The sequence below is a fragment of the Aliirhizobium cellulosilyticum genome, from assembly GCF_014198105.1.
Lineage (GTDB): Bacteria > Pseudomonadota > Alphaproteobacteria > Rhizobiales > Rhizobiaceae > Neorhizobium > Neorhizobium cellulosilyticum.
Genome location: NZ_JACIGW010000002.1, coordinates 493,177 through 509,037, shown reverse-complemented (window position 1 = coordinate 509,037; position 15,861 = coordinate 493,177). Strand labels below are relative to the sequence as shown.

Below are 15,861 nucleotides of genomic sequence, written 5' to 3'. Positions count from 1 at the left end.
CTGTTGAAAGCTGCGTATTGCCTTATTTCTGAATCGTCTAATTTCTGGATCTGACTATACAGCCATAAGTGACCGGAAAGGAGCTGACAGCGCCCCAATCCAACCGCCGTCGACGGGCAGCTATTCGAACCGGGAATGCCAAAAGCGAACGAACCGCCGTCGGCCCCCAATGCCGCCGTCAGTGACAGCGTGTCCGAGTAAGAACAACAGGTCCCCAGCCAATTTTCCTAGCCACCTTCGAACGCGACGGGTGGCCCAAGGAACTGCGGCCGAAATCGCCCAACTTATTGAGAAGACGCCACTTTTCAGAGGGGAAGATGGTTGCCAATTTAGATCAAAAAATCGATCGAAAATGACTTGCCTGGGGACATCGGATTCTCACATGATTTCAATTACTTAGAATAAAAGCCTTGAAATTCCCTCTGTTTTCCCATCGCGAGCGACCGTGGATGCCAGCTTTGTGCCCTGGCTTTGGGCATCAGTCAACAGGGCGGGTGAGCGGCAATAATTTCCGCTTTCGGACTTCAAGTTTGCGGTGAGCAGGCACTGACCTCCCTGCGCTGAGGACGAACGCGGCGGCCGCCAGCGGCCTAGTCGCGGTCACATTTCGACATCTTCATCTTCCTCGTCGTCGGTCAGACCCTCAACGTCCTCCCCTAGAAGAATCGCGCGTTGTCGGCGGGAAGGTTTCTCGAACGTCTCGAACCGCGGAAGCGCCTGGAGGGCGCCAGCCTCCGAATGGAAAAGGCGCGTGAAAGAACGGCGGCCGCCGAAGCCGTCGCTGTGAAGTGGGCCGAAGACGCTTTTCTCCCCCGCCACCGCCCATATCGCGACCAGCTCCTCGCGCGCGAGCATCTCAAGGAACGCGGCGCGATCGACTAAGGCCGCGCTTCGCCCAACCCGGTGCGCCGACGGATCCATGAACACCACTTCGCCATCCGCGTTGCGATATTCGATCGACCGGCCGTCGGAGAGGCGCAGGCCGAGTTTGTCGATCAGCCAGCCAGCGGGCAAGTTGAGGGTGATGTTCTGCGTGATTGAATAGTCGTAACTACTGCTCTCAGCCGTATACTCGGCGGTGGGCGGTCGCACGGACAAGGCGGGCGCCTGCCAGTCGCCTCCATTGGGCCGCCACTCGATCCAGCCGTTGTCGCTGTGGTCGGGCCAGGCCCAAGGATGCTCGCCCAGATGCATATGATAGCCATCGGCACCGCCAACCGGCATGTCGTGATTCCCGGTCAAGTGGATGCCCTCGAGCCGCTCGAGAAACTGCGGCAGATCGGCGGCGCCGATGACCGTGCAGCCGATCCTGCGCCATGATTCAGAGCGGAGCCAGTCGCGGTCCTCCTCCCATATCTCGAACCCGGTGAGCACGAGCCACTGGCGGCCGTCCTGGTCGGAGACCTCGATATTCTCCGCGCCGTCGAGTATCGAGGCGCTCGAATGGAGCCAGGCCAACGCCTCGCCGGGCGTCCTAGCTTCGATGGTCGGACGCAAAGGCGCCCAGAAGCTCGCCTCGCGTGGCCGGCGCCAGCCGTCATCTTCGGTGCGCTCGCGTAGCATCGACGGGTCGATATTGCGTAGCCGGCTCGGTCCGTTCTCCTCCTCTTCGCCGGTCAGCACCGCAAGATTGTCTTCCATTCGCGCTGCGAGTTCATAGGTTGCTAGCCATTGGTATTTCTTGCCGATCCGCTCGACCTCGTGGCTATTGCGGCCGGTGCCGATGCCCCGGTCAAACGCATGGTGTAGCGCCTCGGACCAGCCGAGTTCGTGAGCACGCCACGCCACCCAACGGCGTGCCCAGGCCAGGTTGAATTCGGCCGGGCCGCGCGCGGCGAAGCCCTGATACATGCCTTCGTCGCGCCAGTTCTCGGCGCGCGCGCGCCAATCCTCGAATCGCTGTGGACCGATGGCGTCACGAAAGGCGCGCTTCGCCGCGCGGAGATTGTCGCGCCGGTCCGCGTGAACCGGCCCGTTTCGCTCCCCCTTAATCGCAACGGTTTCGGCTTGGAGGGTCGCGTAGGCGGCAAGATCCTCCTCGCTGGCGTCGGCAGTAAATTCGGCGAGCCACTGGCTCCTCAGCTCCCCGGCGGTGGGCAGCGGGTCGGTGCCGCGCAGCGCTGGGCTGAAGCGGCGAACGATCGGATCTAGAATATAGCGCGCGAAGTCGCCGTCCTTGAGCGAGCTAACGATCGCGTCGTGGAAGCGCTTACCGTCATCGCCATAGGAAACCTTGAACGCGGCAATCTGCTCCTCGGAGATCTTCTCGATCGGCCAGGCACTCGAAAAAGGCGGCCTGGTTGACGTCAGGTCAAATTCGGACGCCAGCGCACCCTGCGCCGCAGCGTAGCCGATCAGGCCCGAGGCATGGTCCCGAAGCAGCTTGTTGGCAGGCGGGTTGCCTCCGGCGAACAGACCGTCATGTAGCATCCCGGCGACAGACTGCAGTTCCTCAGTGCTCCAGCGCCCCTGCATCCCCGCGCCGAATAGCGTGGCGGCAAGCCGCTCGACGACATAGAGATCGTCGAGCCCAGCGAACCCCTGCCAAATCCGCATAGCCAGCGCGGCACGATCGGCGAACAGCACGACCAACGCCTTGGTCGCCTTGTCGCGCAGCGGCCGGCGCGTCGCGGTGAGACACCAGGCGAGTTGAATCGCGGTGAGCTCCGCGCGTTCGGGCGCGACACCGGCGAGATCGGCCGTGCGGACCCAGTCGATCAGGTGGAATGCCGCGTCGGGCGATCGGGCGAGGTGGATCGTCCAGTGCATATCGCGCTCGCCCATTGGCAGCACGCGAAGCTCGGCGTCGAGACGACGCGCATTGTCTTGGTGCCCGGGCTCGGTGGCGAAGCCCGAACATCCCTATCAGGCGATAGGCCCAGCCATTTTCGATATCCATTTCCAGCTCTGCGATGTCGGCGGGACGGCCGTAGCGACGCGCAGCCGTCGAGACGTCTTCCAGATGCTCAAGCATCATGTCGCGTTCGTGTTCGCAAAGCTTTTGGAGCTGCGCCTTGGACATCGGTTCCTTCAAATTCATCTTCAGTTCGGCCAGCAGCGTGTTGAGCTTCCGACCGATGACTTGCGCCTTTTTATGATCCGAACAGTGAAGGCTCAGTGAAAGCCGGCTGCCGGATCGGCATTGCTGGAACGTGTTCGGAATGCGCGCGCGCCAATAGAAGATATTGCCGCGGCGGGTGAGATTCTCGACGTCGTGGCGGACCGCCATGAGGAACTTGCCCTTGCCTGCCACCGGCGCTGCCGCCGCGCATATTTCGCGTGGGCATCACCTGTGGGCTACAGTTCTGGGCATCAGGTCGCCGATGATGCCAAAACGATATCCGGCACGACTGGAAAATCAAGGAATTAAGGGCATTTAGGGAGAATTGGCTGGGGAACCTGGATTCGAACCAAGATTAACGGAGTCAGAGTCCGTCGTTCTACCGTTGAACTATTCCCCAGCAGGAAGCGGCGCTTGGCCGGTTCGTCGGTGTGCGGCGCTTATAGCCAAACCTTCGCGACTTGCAAATAGTTTTTTCCGAAAAATTTGCAGCATCTTGCATCAGCCACTTTTGGTCGCCGTTCGGAAAAAGACATTGGCGAATTGCGCTTGCGCTGTTATCCTTGCCGCAACGAAGCAATCAGACGCAGCAGCACGCCTTTTGGAGGCGGTGCGCCGCGAAATGGATAGAACGACCAATGGACCCCGATAGCGGCCGTATGCCGCCAGATGGCGGGGCGTCGGCCGGAGAGCGTGGGGCGCAAAAGCGGCCCCGTCGCAGGAAAGGGAAGCGCGGCGGCAAAAACCGCAATGCGAACACTTCCCAACACGCGTCATCGGCCGTTCAGGCTGACCCGGCCGCGCGCCCAGAAAAAAAGCAGGACTCGTCAAGACAGGACGTGGCTAAACGCGATGCCGGGAAATCGGATGTCGCGAAGCAGGATCAGCCTGCGCGCAAACGCAAGCGCAGGCGCTCCAGATCTCATTCCGGTGCATCGTCCGATCACATTCCACAGGCTGCAGCCGGTGCTTCAGGGCATTCCGGTGGCAAGCCGCATGTCGATGCCCGAGGCGGATCATCCCATTCGGCAGGCGCATCGAATGCCGGCGCAAGCGCGCAGCAGCCTCATCATGCGGGTGGCGAAGGCGCATCGCGGAATGAAGGCAAAAATCACGGCGGCCAGTCTCATGGTGGCCAGTCTCACAGCGGTCAGTCTCATGGCGGCAGAGGGCGGGACCGGCGCAAGAAGAACCGGGCCGGTCGCGGCCTTCAGGGGCGCCCCCTCACACAGGCAAAAGGCGCTCTGAACGGTGTTTCGCAGCCTGCGTTGACACGGGCGATGTCTTCTTCCGAGCAGGGCAGCAGCATCACCCCGGCCCTGCAGTCGGTCGACGCGCCGCTTCCCTTCCATGACGATCTTTATGCCGCGCTCGATCTCGGCACCAACAATTGCCGCCTGCTGATCGCCCAGCCGACGCGTCCGGGCCATTTTCGCGTCGTCGATGCGTTCTCGCGCATCGTGCGTCTGGGGGAGGGGCTTGCAGCCACCGGCCGGCTGTCGAACGACGCGATGGACCGTGCCGTCGAGGCTTTGCGCATCTGTGCCTTGAAGCTCGCCGCCAAGCCGATCCGCAAGATGCGGTTGATCGCAACCGAAGCCTGCCGCGCCGCCGCAAACGGCGAGGAATTTCTGGCGCGGGTGACTGCCGAAACCGGTCTTGAGCTGGAAATCATCGATCGCGAGACAGAGGCGCGTCTTGCCGTTTCCGGCTGCTCCTCGCTTGTGGGGCGTGAGGCGCGTTCTATCGTGCTGTTCGATATCGGCGGTGGCTCGTCGGAAATTGCCGTCATCCGCATCGCCGACAATCGCTCATCGCGGCTTGCCAACCATATCACGCACTGGACGTCGCTGCCCGTCGGCGTCGTCACTCTGTCGGAGCGTTATGGTGGTCGCGATGTGACGCCGGATGTCTTCGAGGCGATGATCTGTGAGGTTCAGGGCATGCTGGCAAAATTCGATTGCCCGCCGCCTGAAGCCGGTGGCAACGGCAGCGACTACGATTTCCATCTGATCGGCACATCGGGCACGGTCACGACGCTTGCCGGCGTCCATCTCGATTTGCCGCGTTATGACCGTCGCAGGGTCGATGGCCTGTGGCTGTCGGATGCGGAAGTTTCCGCCATGCAGGCAAAGCTGCTTTCCTGGGATTTCGCCGGGCGTGCCGCCAATCCGTGCATTGGCCCTGATCGTGCTGATCTGGTGCTTGCTGGCTGCGCCATTCTGGAGGCGATCCGCCGCCGTTGGCCAAGTCCCAGAATGCGGGTTGCCGATCGCGGGCTGCGCGAAGGGCTTTTGACCGATATGATGGCCGATGATGGCGTCTGGCGGCGCATTCGCTCGAGAAGATCGGGCTCGACAGGTTCCGGAGAGGTTTTGAGACGGCGATGACGAAGACACCGGTCGGAATAAACAGAACAGGGCGAAAGCTCGGCCAGAAGGTCAAGAAGGGCAAGCTGAAGGCGTCTTCGCGCCGCTGGCTGGAGCGCCATATCAACGATCCTTACGTGCAGCGGGCAAAGCTCGAGGGTTATCGCGCCCGCGCCGCCTTCAAGCTGCTTGAGATCGATGAAAAACACCAGATCTTGAAGGGCGCCCGCCGCATCATCGATTTGGGCGCAGCACCTGGCAGCTGGTCGCAGATCGCCGCCAAGGTGACGAACTCGACGGACGAGGATCCGCGCGTGGCCGCCATCGACTTTCTGGAGGTCGATCCCTTGCCGGGCGTAAAAATCCTGCAGCTCGATTTTCTCGATGACAGCGCGCCTGCACTTTTGAAGGAAGCGATCGGCGGCGTGCCGAACCTCGTGCTTTCCGATATGGCGGCGCCGACGACCGGCCATCACCGGACAGACCATCTGCGCACCATGCATTTGTGCGAGGTCGCGGCGCATTTCGCCATCGAGGTTCTGGCCGAAGGCGGTCACTTCCTGGCAAAGACCTTCCAGGGCGGCACGGAAAAGGATCTGCTTGATCTCCTAAAGAAGAACTTCAAGCAGGTCATCCATGTGAAGCCCGCGTCGTCGCGTCAGGAATCGGTCGAGATGTTCCTGCTCGCCAAGCACTTCAAGGGTCGCAGGGCAGAGGATGCTGACGCCGAAGTCGTTTCCGAGACGTCTGACGACTGATCCTTATTCTCCCGCTTCCGGCTGCACGTCAGCCGGTCGCCGGCCCCGGTGGCCGGAAACATCGGCCCCTGTCAGCGGATCGAGCTTGATGAGCGGAATGATCGAAAACAGCGAGACGGCGGCCACGATGAAGAAGGCAAGGTGAAAATCTGAAAGCTGCAGATGGCTGCCTGAAAACATCGACGACATTTCCAGGATGAAGGCGGCAAAGGCGACGCCAAGCGCAAGGCTGACCTGCTGCAGCGCGGATGCCATGGAGGTCGCCTGGCTCGCCAGTTCGTCGGAAATCTCCGAATAACCTAGTGCGTTGACGCCGGTAAAGAACAGCGAGCGGAACAGGCCTGCCGCCAGAAGCGCACCGATGATCCAGATATGCGGCGTCTCGGGCGTGAAGAACCCGTTCACCGCCGTCATGGCTGCGCCGAGAACGCCGGCGACCATAAGCGCCGTGCGGAAGCCGGTGACGGCAAATACCCGCCGCGCCATGAACTTCACGGTCAGCGCACCGATCGCACCTGAAAAAGTGATAAGACCGGATTGGAACGGATTGAGCCCGAAACCGAGCTGCAACATCAGCGGCATCAGAAAGGGGATGGCACCGGTGGCAATCCGAAACAGCGTGCCACCCGTTGTCGATGCCCTGAATGCCCGGTCGTTGAAGATCTGCAGGTTCAGGATCGGGTGAGGGTGCAGCCTTGCGTGACGCACATAAAGAAAGCACGCGGCAAAGCCTGCAAGCGTTGCGCTGATTCCGACTGCGGGCGGCAGGGCCGGCAGGCCGATTACCGAAAGCCCGAAGACGACGCCGGAGGCCGCGACGGATGTCAGCAGGAAGCCAGTCCAGTCCATCCTGGCAGTTCCCATCGGCGGCACTTCGGGCAGGTATCTGCCGGTGAGGTAAAGGCCGATCACCCCGATCGGCACATTGATGATGAAGATCCAGTGCCAGGAAAAATAGGTCGTAATGAAGCCACCGATCGGCGGCCCCGTCAGCGGTCCGACAAGCGCCGGTATGGTCAAAAGCGCCATGGCGGAAACGAGATCGCTGCGCTTGGTGGTGCGCAGCAGAACCAGGCGCCCGACCGGCGTCATCATTGCCCCGCCCATGCCCTGCAGAAAACGTGACATGACGAACTGGACGACAGAATCGGAGATCGCGCAGAGGATCGATCCGATGATGAAAACGCAGATCGCCAGCCGGAACACCTTCTTCGCGCCGAACCGGTCCGACATCCATCCGCTGATCGGGATGAACATCGCAAGCGCCACCATATAAGAGGTTAGCGCCAGCTTGAGTGTGATCGGGCTGACGCCGAGATCATTGGCGATTGTCGGAAGCGCGGTGGCGATCACAGTCGAATCCATGTTCTCCATGAACAGGGCGACAGCGAGGATGAGTGGAATGATACGATTCATGGAGACGGATGCCGTTATCTGACAGGCCCGAGGGACAAGAGGCCTGTAAACCTCCAAAGCCGTTCTGCCAATGGACGTTCCGCGCCTTTTGTTCATCTCATTGGTCGGGCGAGGTGTCACGTCTGCGTGAAAACGCGATTTTGACCCCTGATCATCGTCAACTTTTCGCTCGGGCGCGCTAACTTCGCGTCGACATCATTCGTCATGAGGGAACGGGATATGGCTGGAAACGGTATCGGAAGAAGAACTTTGCTGGGCACTGCGGGCTTCACGGTCCTCGCTGCACCGGCAATCATCGGCAACCGGGCGGCCTTCGCCCAGGACAGCAGCAAAGCGAGCAGCAATTTGGCAATCGATCGTGTTACCCCGCCCGATCTTCATAAGTTCAAGGTAGGCAGTTTCGAGGTTCTCGTCGTCAAGGATGGCGCTCGTCCGTCTGGCGTGCCGAACGAAACCTTCGGCACCAACCAGTCCGCTGAAACCGTCGGCGCGCTTCTGTCTGACAATTTTTTGCCGACAGACCAGTTCGTCAACGGCTTCTCGCCGACCCTGATCGACACCGGTTCTGACGTTATCCTGTTCGATACCGGTTTCGGCCAGTCCGGTCATGCACAGGGCGCAGGCCGCCTGATAGAAGGTATGGCCGCTGCCGGTTACATGCCGGCCGACGTCACCATCGTCGTCCTGACCCATCTACACGGCGACCATATCGGCGGCCTGATGGAAAATGGAAAACCTGCCTTCGAGAATGCCCGTTATGTCGTCGGCCAGAAGGAATACGATTTCTGGAGCGATACTGCGCGTGTCGGCACACCTGCCGAAGGTGGCCACAAGGGCGTGCTTGCCAACGTCAAGCCGCTTGCCGAAAAGATCACCTTCATCGGTGATGGCGCCGATGTCGTCTCCGGCATCACCAGCATGGCAGCTTTCGGCCACTCGCCGGGCCACATGATCTTCAACGTCGAATCCGCCGGCAAGCGCCTGATCCTGACGGCCGACACGGCAAACCACTTCGTGCTGTCGCTGCAGCGCCCGGATTGGGAAGTGAAGTTCGACATGGACAAGGCCGCCGCCGCCGCAACCCGGAAGAAGGTGTTCGACATGGTCGCCACCGACAAGGTCGCCTTCCTCGGCTATCACATGCCGTTCCCGGCGGTCGGTTATGCCGAAAAGCAGGAGACGGGTTACCGCTTCGTGCCGAAGAGCTATCAGTTCGATATCTGATCGTTTTCTGCGTACAGCATATGAGCTATGCAAACCCGGGTGGGCTGCCTCCCGGGTTTTTTCTATTCCCTTGTTGTCATGAACGTGTTACCAGCCCTCGCCAACTTCCATGTATTTCATGCAGAAGCAACCGGATGAAGGATTTCCTTTTCCCGGAGGATTCTGCCTATCCAACTGAAGGAACTGGCAATGGCACGCATCGTAATCTCGGCAACCGGCGCGGAAGCGCTAACATTCGACGACGTGCTTCTCCAGCCGGGGCACTCGGAAATCATGCCGGGTCAGACCAATATTTCCACCCGCATCGCCAAGGATATCGACCTTTCGTTGCCGATCCTGTCCTCGGCCATGGACACGGTCACCGAAAGCCGTCTGGCGATCGCCATGGCGCAGTCGGGCGGCATGGGCGTCATCCACCGCAACCTGACCCCGATCGAACAAGCTGAAGAAGTCCGCCAGGTCAAGAAGTTCGAAAGCGGCATGGTCGTCAACCCGGTCACGATCGGCCCGGATGCAACGCTGGCCGAAGCCCTGTCGTTGATGAAGGCTCACGGCATTTCCGGCATTCCGGTCGTCGAAAACGGCGGTCGCCCGGGCCGTCTGGTCGGTATCCTCACCAACCGCGACGTCCGTTTCGCTTCTGATCCGAACCAGAAGATCTTCGAACTGATGACCCGCGACAACCTGATCACGGTCAAGGACGGTGTCGAGCAGGCCGAGGCCAAGCGCCTTCTCCATTCCCACCGCATCGAAAAGCTGCTGGTCGTCGACAATGAAGGCCGCTGCATCGGTCTCATCACCGTCAAGGACATCGAGAAGTCGCAGCTCAACCCGAACGCCGCTAAGGACGCCCAGGGCCGTCTGCGTGCCGCCGCCGCCATCTCCACCGGTGACGATGGCGTCGAGCGCGCCGAGCGCCTGATCGATGCCGGCGTCGATGTCATCGTCGTCGATACCGCCCACGGTCATTCCCAGAAGGTTCTGGATGCCGTTGCCCACGTCAAGAAGATGTCGAACGCCATTCGCATCATCGCCGGCAATGTCGCTACCGCCGAAGGCACCAAGGCACTGATCGATGCCGGCGCAGACTGCATCAAGGTCGGTATCGGCCCGGGCTCGATCTGCACCACCCGCGTTGTCGCAGGCGTCGGCGTTCCGCAGCTCGCAGCCGTCATGGCGGCAGTCGAGGAAGGCAACAAGCACGGTATCCCGGTCATCGCCGATGGTGGCCTGAAGTTCTCGGGCGACGTCGCCAAGGCGATCGCCGCCGGCGCCTCCGCCGTCATGGTCGGCTCGCTTCTGGCCGGTACCGATGAAAGCCCGGGCGAAGTTTACCTCTACCAGGGCCGTTCCTTCAAAGCCTATCGCGGCATGGGCTCCGTCGGCGCCATGGCGCGCGGCTCGGCAGACCGTTACTTCCAGGCGGAAGTGCGCGACACGCTGAAGCTCGTTCCGGAAGGCATCGAAGGTCAGGTTCCGTACAAGGGCCCGGTCTCGGCCGTGCTGCACCAGCTCGCCGGTGGCCTCAAGGCTGCCATGGGTTATGTCGGCGGCAAGGACATCAAGGACTTCCAGGAAAAGGCGACCTTCGTGCGCATTTCGGGCGCTGGTCTTCGCGAAAGCCATCCGCATGGCGTGACCATCACCCGCGAAAGCCCGAACTATCCGGGCGTCAGCTCGTAAAGAGTTGAAGCATCTCCACCGATTTCAGGCGGGCCGGGCATTTTGCCCGGCCCGTTTTCGTGCCAGAAGGTCGGGAAGATTGTAGGAGTATTGCCGATGATGACCGACACGACCGCCATGTTCTGGCCAATGATTGCCCACGCTTTTCTGGTCTTCATCCTCTATTATCTGCTGTCGATGCGCCGCGGCGCAGCCATCCGCGACGGCGGTTACGATGCGCGGCAGTTCAAGGAGAACTTGTCAGAGCCGACTGAGAGCCTGCTGGTCCATAACAACCTGAAGAACCAGTTCGAGCTGCCGATGCTTTTTCACGCCGGCGTGCTGGCGATCTTCATCTGCAATGCCGACAACATCATCACCATTGTACTCGCCTGGATCTTCGTCATCTCGCGTTACGCGCATTCCTATGTCCACATCACCAGCAACCGGCTGCTTCTGCGCCGCCCGCTGTTCATGCTCGGCTTCATGGTGACAGTGTTGATGTGGGGCTGGCTGGCGATTTGGCTCGCCACGTCCTGAGGCGGGTCCGCTCTCACGCACCAATCTTTTTAACGCACCAATTTCTTCACGCATAAGTGTAGCGCGGCCCTTCCGCGCTTCATCGCCTTGTCGGAGGGCCGCCCTAACTTTGCACGAAGCGTAGCGAGAGGAGCAGGCATCATGGACAAGGAGCCAAAAGTCACCCAGGCGATGATCAACGCCTATGACGAATATACCCATCTCCATCTCGACCGACGCAAGTTCATGGAACGGCTGACCGCACTCGCAGGGTCCGGCGCCGCAGCGGCCGCCATCGCCCCCATGCTCGCCGCCAATGGCGCCCGCGCCGCCATGGTCGAGGCAAGCGACGACCGGCTGACGACCGAAAACGTCACTTTTCCCGGTTCGACCGGCGACATGAAAGCCTATTGGGCCCGTCCCAAATCCGCGACCGGCCCGCTCGGCTCCATCATCGTCATCCACGAAAACCGCGGCCTCAACGACCATATCCGCGATGTCGCCCGCCGCGCGGCGCTGGAGGGCTTCAACGCGCTTGCGGTGGATTTCCTCTCTCCTCTCGGCGGAACGCCCACGGATGAGGACAAGGCGCGCGAGATGTTTTCCACCCTTGCGCCGGCACAGACTGCCGCTGATGGCGAAGCGGCGCGTGCCTGGCTTTCGAAACATGAAGGCGCCAACGGAAAAGTCGGTGCTGTTGGCTTCTGCTGGGGTGGTGGCCTCGTCAACCGCATGGCGGTCAACTCGCCGGAGCTTAATGCCGGCGTCGCCTACTATGGACAACAGGCACCGGCGGCGGATGTGCCAAAAATCAAGGCGCCGCTGATGTTGCATTACGGCGGCCTCGACGAGCGCATCAATGCCGGCATCCCCGCCTATCGCGAGGCGCTGGAAAAGAACGGCAAGACCTTCGAGCTCTTCGTCTACGAGGGCGTCAACCACGCCTTCAACAACGACACCTCGGCCGCCCGTTATGACAAGGCAGCCGCAGATCTCGCCTGGAGCCGAACGACCGACTTTTTCAGGAAGTATCTTAGCTGACACCAATCTTGCCACACACAAGTGTAGCAGCCTTGCGACAGAAGCGGCGGCGGCAAACCCGCCGACGTTGACATGTGTCAGTTCGGCTTCTTTTCTCTCCACGGTTGCGGCGAGCAAGCGCTCAGCCGAATGTCATCGCTTGTGAGGAGGATGAAATGGCATCAACAATGAAGGCCGCCGTCGTACGGGCATTCGGAAAGCCGCTCGTCATCGAGGAAGTGGCGATCCCCGATCCAGGCCCGGGTCAGGTCCTGATAAAATACGAAGCAACAGGTGTCTGCCACACCGATCTTCATGCCGCCAATGGCGATTGGCCGGTCAAGCCCAATCCCCCCTTCATTCCCGGCCATGAGGGTGTCGGCTATGTCGCAAAGCTCGGCGCCGGCGTCTCCCGTATCAAGGAAGGCGATCGCGTCGGCGTGCCGTGGCTGCACACCGCCTGCGGCGCGTGCTCGCCTTGCCGCACCGGCTGGGAAACGCTCTGCGGCAGCCAGCAGAATACCGGTTATTCCGTCAACGGCACGTTTGCGCAATATGGTCTGGCCGATCCGGATTTCTGCGGCCGCCTGCCGGATAATCTCGAATTCGGCGCAGCCGCTCCCGTGCTCTGCGCCGGCGTCACCGTCTACAAGGGCCTGAAGGAAACTGAGGTCCGGCCCGGCGAATGGGTGGTCATCTCCGGCGTTGGCGGCCTCGGCCATATGGCTGTTCAGTATGCCAAGGCCATGGGCATGCATGTTGTGGCCGCCGATATTTTTGATGAAAAGCTGGATCTGGCGAAAAAGCTTGGCGCAGACATCACAGTCAATGGCCGCGATGCCGATGCCATCGAGCAGGTGCAGAAGGCGACCGGCGGCGTGCATGGCGCGCTGGTTACCGCCGTTTCGCCCAAGGCGATGGAGCAGGCATACGGCTTCCTGCGCTCCAGGGGCACGATGGCGTTGGTCGGCCTGCCACCCGGTTATATCTCGCTGCCGGTCTTCGATACGGTTCTGAAGCGTATCACCGTGCGTGGCTCCATTGTCGGCACCCGTCAGGATCTTGAGGAGTCGCTGGTCTTTGCTGGGGAAGGCAAGGTTGCCGCGACTTTCTCTTGGGACAAGCTGGAAAACATAAACGCCATTTTCCACCGCATGGAAGAGGGCAAGATCGACGGCCGTGTCGTCCTGGACCTCGCGGCCTGATCCAAGATCGGGTGAGGGGCGCTCAGCGCCCCTCATTTCTGCTTCGGGGCTGTCTCGATAATCGCTGCCGCCAAGGCAGACATGTCCTCTGAACGCCCGCTGGATTTTCGCCATATCAATCCGATCTCGCGAGATGGTGCGGGATCGGCAAACGGCACGATTATCAGGTTGTTTCGGGCGGTTTCCGAGGCAAGCGCCATTTCGGGGATCAACGTCATTCCCATGTCATGGGATACCATCTGCAGCAGCGTCGCCATTGAGGTTGCGCCAAAATTGACGAGGCTTCTTTTCCCGGCCGCGCTGCAGACGGCAAGCGCCTGATCGCGCAGGCAGTGCCCTTCTTCGAGCAGCAGCAGCCGGTCGGCATCCACCTGGTTTTCCGTCATCGGCGAGGTCAGCACCTCACGGTCATTCTTCGCCATCGCCATGAAGAACCGGTCGGCGAACAAGGGCCTGACCTCAAGCGTCTCTGCTTCTACCGGCAGCGCCGCGATCACCGCATCCAGCCGCCCGTCGAGAAGTTCGGCAACCAGCCGGTCGGTCACTGTTTCCTTCAGCTCAATCTCGATTTCCGGATAGGCTTGACGCAGATACGGGATCAGTTTCGGCACAAGATAGGGCGCGACCGTCGGAATGATGCCGATGCGGATCGGCCCGGCCAGGACACCGCTCTTGCGCCTCGCCGTCTGTTCCAGTTCGTCAACCGCGCCAAGAATGACGCGGATGCGCGACAATACCGCCTCGCCCTTGGCGGTCAGAAGCACGCCGGCGCGATTGCGCTCCACCAGCTGCGCGCCCAGATGATCTTCCATTTCCATGATCTGGGTCGAAAGCGCCGGCTGGCTGACATGCACCATCGCCGCCGCCTTGCCGAAATGCCGCGTGGCAGCCAGCGCCTCGAAATACCGCATCTGGCGAAGTGTAAGCATGATAGGAAATTCCGATCGAACGGCGACGATGCCGCACCTCAAGATTATGAGATGAGGGTATCTTCTTCAACTGTTTGCAGCCGCGTTGGAAAATGAAACGCTGACGGAGATCTCACCACCCCGTCATCACCTGGCCCGACCTCGCTCGCGCCTGCCGGGCGAAGCTCTTCACCTCGCCGTCGAGATCGTCGGGTATCGCGGCCGGTGAAATGTTGTCGAGGCAGGCGGTGATGTGATCGGTGATCGCGTTCATCAGCGACGGCGAAAGCCCCGGCCGTTTCATCAGGCCGATCTGCACTGGCGGCAGCGGCGGAAAGCCGTCTGCGGCTGTCAGAACCTTCATGCCCGGCCGAAGTGCCGATTCCGGCAGAACCGAAACGGCCATGCCGGCAAGGATCGCAGCCGCAATGACGGTCGAAGACCAGCTGGTGAACAGAACCTGATATTCGCGCCCATCCGCGTCCAGTGCCGAACAGGCAAGCTGCCGCCACAGACAGTCACGGCGTCCGACCGCAAGCGGCACAGGCGCATCATCCTTCAGCGGATGGTTGGCGGATGCAACCCAGCACAGCGGTTCCGTCCGCACCACATCCGAGATCCGCTGCCGCGGGTTATGGGTCACGAGTGCGATATCGAGTTCGCCCCGCGCCATCTTTTCGCCGAGGCTGACCGATGGTTCGCAGACGATATAGAGTTCCACATTCGGATGGGTCTTGGCGAACCGGCCGATGATTTCCGGCATGTAGCGGTCGGCATAATCGTCGGGAGTGCCGATCCGGATCGTGCCCTCCAGCCGGTTGTCATCGAAGGCCGCAATCGCCTCGTTGTTCAGCCGGATGATGCGCCGGGCATAGTTCATCAGCTTCTCGCCCTCGGCCGTCAGGCGGTTGCCCCGCCCGTCCTTGGCAAACAGCTGCTTGCCGATCCGTTCTTCAAGCCTGCGCATCTGCATCGAAACGGCAGATTGCGTCTTGAACACTCGGTCCGCAGCCTTGGTGAAGCTGCCCGTGTCGATGATGGCGATGAAAGTATGCAACTGGTCGATATCGAGAGGAGCGGACATGGGCGTCATCCATCAGTGAAGTTGATAATCATCATTAGAAACATTCGTTGGACTGATCAATACGATTAACCGATAACACCTGCAATTCTCGAACAGAGGCGCTGTTGCAAACGGCGCAAATGTCTCACCGGCAATCCGTCCGCATCAGCCGTCGGAAAGCCTTTGACCGTGCCCGATGAAAGGATACCCCGATGAGCACGACCGAATGCGGAACTGATTTGAAGCTCGTAAAGGCTGCGGCCCCGGTTCGCGCCGGTTTGGTCCAGACGGCCGTGTTCGTGCGCATCAAATCCGCATGGCGCGCCATCCGTAATCGCATTGCGGCGCATCCGCTTTCTGAATTGGATGATCATATGCTCGACGATATCGGACTTAGCCGCCGTGATGTCGTGATCGCACTTGATCGTTCCGGCGCGCTGGATGATCCGTCTCTGCTTCTGGCAAAGGCTGCTCGTACGCGCGCCCGCACGCGGTTTGCCCGGCCGCCAGCTCGCTGACCGCGTGCATCAATTCGAAAATGTAACGATTTTCCCCGCAGGGTAAGCCAATGACCCTGCCTCTTGCCCGGCCGGACACCCGCGCCGGGCCTTTTTTGTTTTGTGTGGAGCGAAGAAAAGCCCGCCGAAGCGGGCTTT

The 15,861-nt window shown here is 61.0% G+C and carries 13 protein-coding genes, 1 tRNA gene and 1 pseudogene; 9 read left to right on the top strand and 6 right to left on the bottom strand.

All coding sequences use genetic code 11. The features are described 5' to 3' along the window. Positions 1–600: 600 nt before the first annotated feature. Positions 601–2,784, bottom strand: coding sequence for a hypothetical protein (locus GGE33_RS28120; RefSeq protein ID WP_210303624.1), 2,184 nt, complete (start codon positions 2,782–2,784; stop codon positions 601–603). Between the two features lie 58 nt (positions 2,785–2,842). On the opposite strand from GGE33_RS28120, the gene GGE33_RS28115 reads away from it, so the two are divergent. After that, positions 2,843–3,121 (top strand): hypothetical protein, encoded by a 279-nt coding sequence (locus GGE33_RS28115; protein WP_183823183.1) that lies wholly within the window; start codon positions 2,843–2,845, stop codon positions 3,119–3,121. Here the strand turns inward: GGE33_RS28115 and GGE33_RS28110 are convergent. Then, positions 3,122–3,229, bottom strand: a pseudogene (locus GGE33_RS28110) (DUF6538 domain-containing protein); the annotation flags it as partial. 158 nt (positions 3,230–3,387) lie between these two features. Next, positions 3,388–3,461: transfer RNA gene (locus tag GGE33_RS11340), tRNA-Gln, on the bottom strand. 238 nt (positions 3,462–3,699) lie between these two features. Here GGE33_RS11340 and GGE33_RS11335 point away from each other — a divergent pair. Both GGE33_RS11335 and GGE33_RS11330 read left to right on the top strand, forming a co-directional pair. After that, the gene (locus GGE33_RS11335) at positions 3,700–5,451 is read left to right on the top strand and encodes a Ppx/GppA phosphatase family protein (RefSeq protein WP_183823181.1); all 1,752 of its coding nucleotides are present in this window, start codon (positions 3,700–3,702) and stop codon (positions 5,449–5,451) included. Continuing rightward, positions 5,448–6,188 (top strand): RlmE family RNA methyltransferase, encoded by a 741-nt coding sequence (locus GGE33_RS11330; RefSeq protein WP_148147392.1) that lies wholly within the window; start codon positions 5,448–5,450, stop codon positions 6,186–6,188. The genes GGE33_RS11335 and GGE33_RS11330 overlap by 4 nt, the downstream gene beginning before the upstream one ends. Before the next feature lie 3 nt (positions 6,189–6,191). On the opposite strand, the gene GGE33_RS11325 is transcribed toward GGE33_RS11330, so the two are convergent. Continuing rightward, the gene (locus tag GGE33_RS11325) at positions 6,192–7,604 is read right to left on the bottom strand and encodes an MFS transporter (RefSeq protein WP_148147391.1); all 1,413 of its coding nucleotides are present in this window, start codon (positions 7,602–7,604) and stop codon (positions 6,192–6,194) included. Between the two features lie 219 nt (positions 7,605–7,823). On the opposite strand from GGE33_RS11325, the gene GGE33_RS11320 reads away from it, so the two are divergent. The 5 genes from GGE33_RS11320 (at position 7,824) to adhP (ending at position 13,234) form a co-directional block, all read left to right on the top strand. Next, a complete protein-coding gene (locus GGE33_RS11320; RefSeq protein WP_183684969.1) occupies positions 7,824–8,828 on the top strand; it encodes an MBL fold metallo-hydrolase in 1,005 nt (334 codons plus the stop codon). A 189-nt stretch (positions 8,829–9,017) separates the two neighbouring features. Further along, entirely contained in the window at positions 9,018–10,511 is a 1,494-nt protein-coding gene (guaB, locus tag GGE33_RS11315) for an IMP dehydrogenase (RefSeq protein WP_148147389.1), read from the top strand. A gap of 99 nt (positions 10,512–10,610) precedes the next feature. Further along, on the top strand, positions 10,611–11,030 hold the full coding sequence (locus GGE33_RS11310) for an MAPEG family protein (protein WP_148147403.1): 420 nt from the start codon (positions 10,611–10,613) through the stop codon (positions 11,028–11,030). A 141-nt stretch (positions 11,031–11,171) separates the two neighbouring features. Further along, entirely contained in the window at positions 11,172–12,050 is an 879-nt protein-coding gene (locus GGE33_RS11305) for a dienelactone hydrolase family protein (RefSeq protein WP_183823179.1), read from the top strand. Between the two features lie 155 nt (positions 12,051–12,205). Beyond that, the gene (gene adhP, locus GGE33_RS11300; RefSeq protein WP_148147387.1) at positions 12,206–13,234 is read left to right on the top strand and encodes an alcohol dehydrogenase AdhP; all 1,029 of its coding nucleotides are present in this window, start codon (positions 12,206–12,208) and stop codon (positions 13,232–13,234) included. Between the two features lie 32 nt (positions 13,235–13,266). Here adhP and GGE33_RS11295 read toward each other — a convergent pair whose 3' ends face one another. Both GGE33_RS11295 and GGE33_RS11290 read right to left on the bottom strand, forming a co-directional pair. Next, positions 13,267–14,163: a hydrogen peroxide-inducible genes activator gene (locus tag GGE33_RS11295; RefSeq protein ID WP_148147386.1), complete on the bottom strand. Its 897-nt coding sequence runs from the start codon at positions 14,161–14,163 to the stop codon at positions 13,267–13,269. 112 nt (positions 14,164–14,275) lie between these two features. Continuing rightward, a complete protein-coding gene (locus tag GGE33_RS11290) occupies positions 14,276–15,226 on the bottom strand; it encodes a LysR substrate-binding domain-containing protein (RefSeq protein ID WP_148147385.1) in 951 nt (316 codons plus the stop codon). 191 nt (positions 15,227–15,417) lie between these two features. Between GGE33_RS11290 and GGE33_RS11285 the strand changes: the two genes are divergently transcribed. Next, complete coding sequence (locus GGE33_RS11285; protein WP_148147384.1) at positions 15,418–15,723, top strand: DUF1127 domain-containing protein; 306 nt, start codon at positions 15,418–15,420, stop codon at positions 15,721–15,723. Positions 15,724–15,861 lie beyond the last annotated feature (138 nt).

Coding starts and splice junctions, on each gene's coding strand:
- GGE33_RS11310 (WP_148147403.1), top strand. CDS start 10,611: ATGACCGACACGACCGCCATGTTCTGGCCAATGATTGCCCACGCTTTT.
- GGE33_RS11290 (WP_148147385.1), bottom strand. CDS start 15,226: ATGTCCGCTCCTCTCGATATCGACCAGTTGCATACTTTCATCGCCATC.
- GGE33_RS11285 (WP_148147384.1), top strand. CDS start 15,418: ATGAGCACGACCGAATGCGGAACTGATTTGAAGCTCGTAAAGGCTGCG.
- GGE33_RS11335 (WP_183823181.1), top strand. CDS start 3,700: ATGGACCCCGATAGCGGCCGTATGCCGCCAGATGGCGGGGCGTCGGCC.
- GGE33_RS11305 (WP_183823179.1), top strand. CDS start 11,172: ATGGACAAGGAGCCAAAAGTCACCCAGGCGATGATCAACGCCTATGAC.
- GGE33_RS11330 (WP_148147392.1), top strand. CDS start 5,448: ATGACGAAGACACCGGTCGGAATAAACAGAACAGGGCGAAAGCTCGGC.
- adhP (WP_148147387.1), top strand. CDS start 12,206: ATGGCATCAACAATGAAGGCCGCCGTCGTACGGGCATTCGGAAAGCCG.
- GGE33_RS11325 (WP_148147391.1), bottom strand. CDS start 7,604: ATGAATCGTATCATTCCACTCATCCTCGCTGTCGCCCTGTTCATGGAG.
- GGE33_RS11320 (WP_183684969.1), top strand. CDS start 7,824: ATGGCTGGAAACGGTATCGGAAGAAGAACTTTGCTGGGCACTGCGGGC.
- guaB (WP_148147389.1), top strand. CDS start 9,018: ATGGCACGCATCGTAATCTCGGCAACCGGCGCGGAAGCGCTAACATTC.
- GGE33_RS11295 (WP_148147386.1), bottom strand. CDS start 14,163: ATGCTTACACTTCGCCAGATGCGGTATTTCGAGGCGCTGGCTGCCACG.
- GGE33_RS28120 (WP_210303624.1), bottom strand. CDS start 2,784: ATGGGCGAGCGCGATATGCACTGGACGATCCACCTCGCCCGATCGCCC.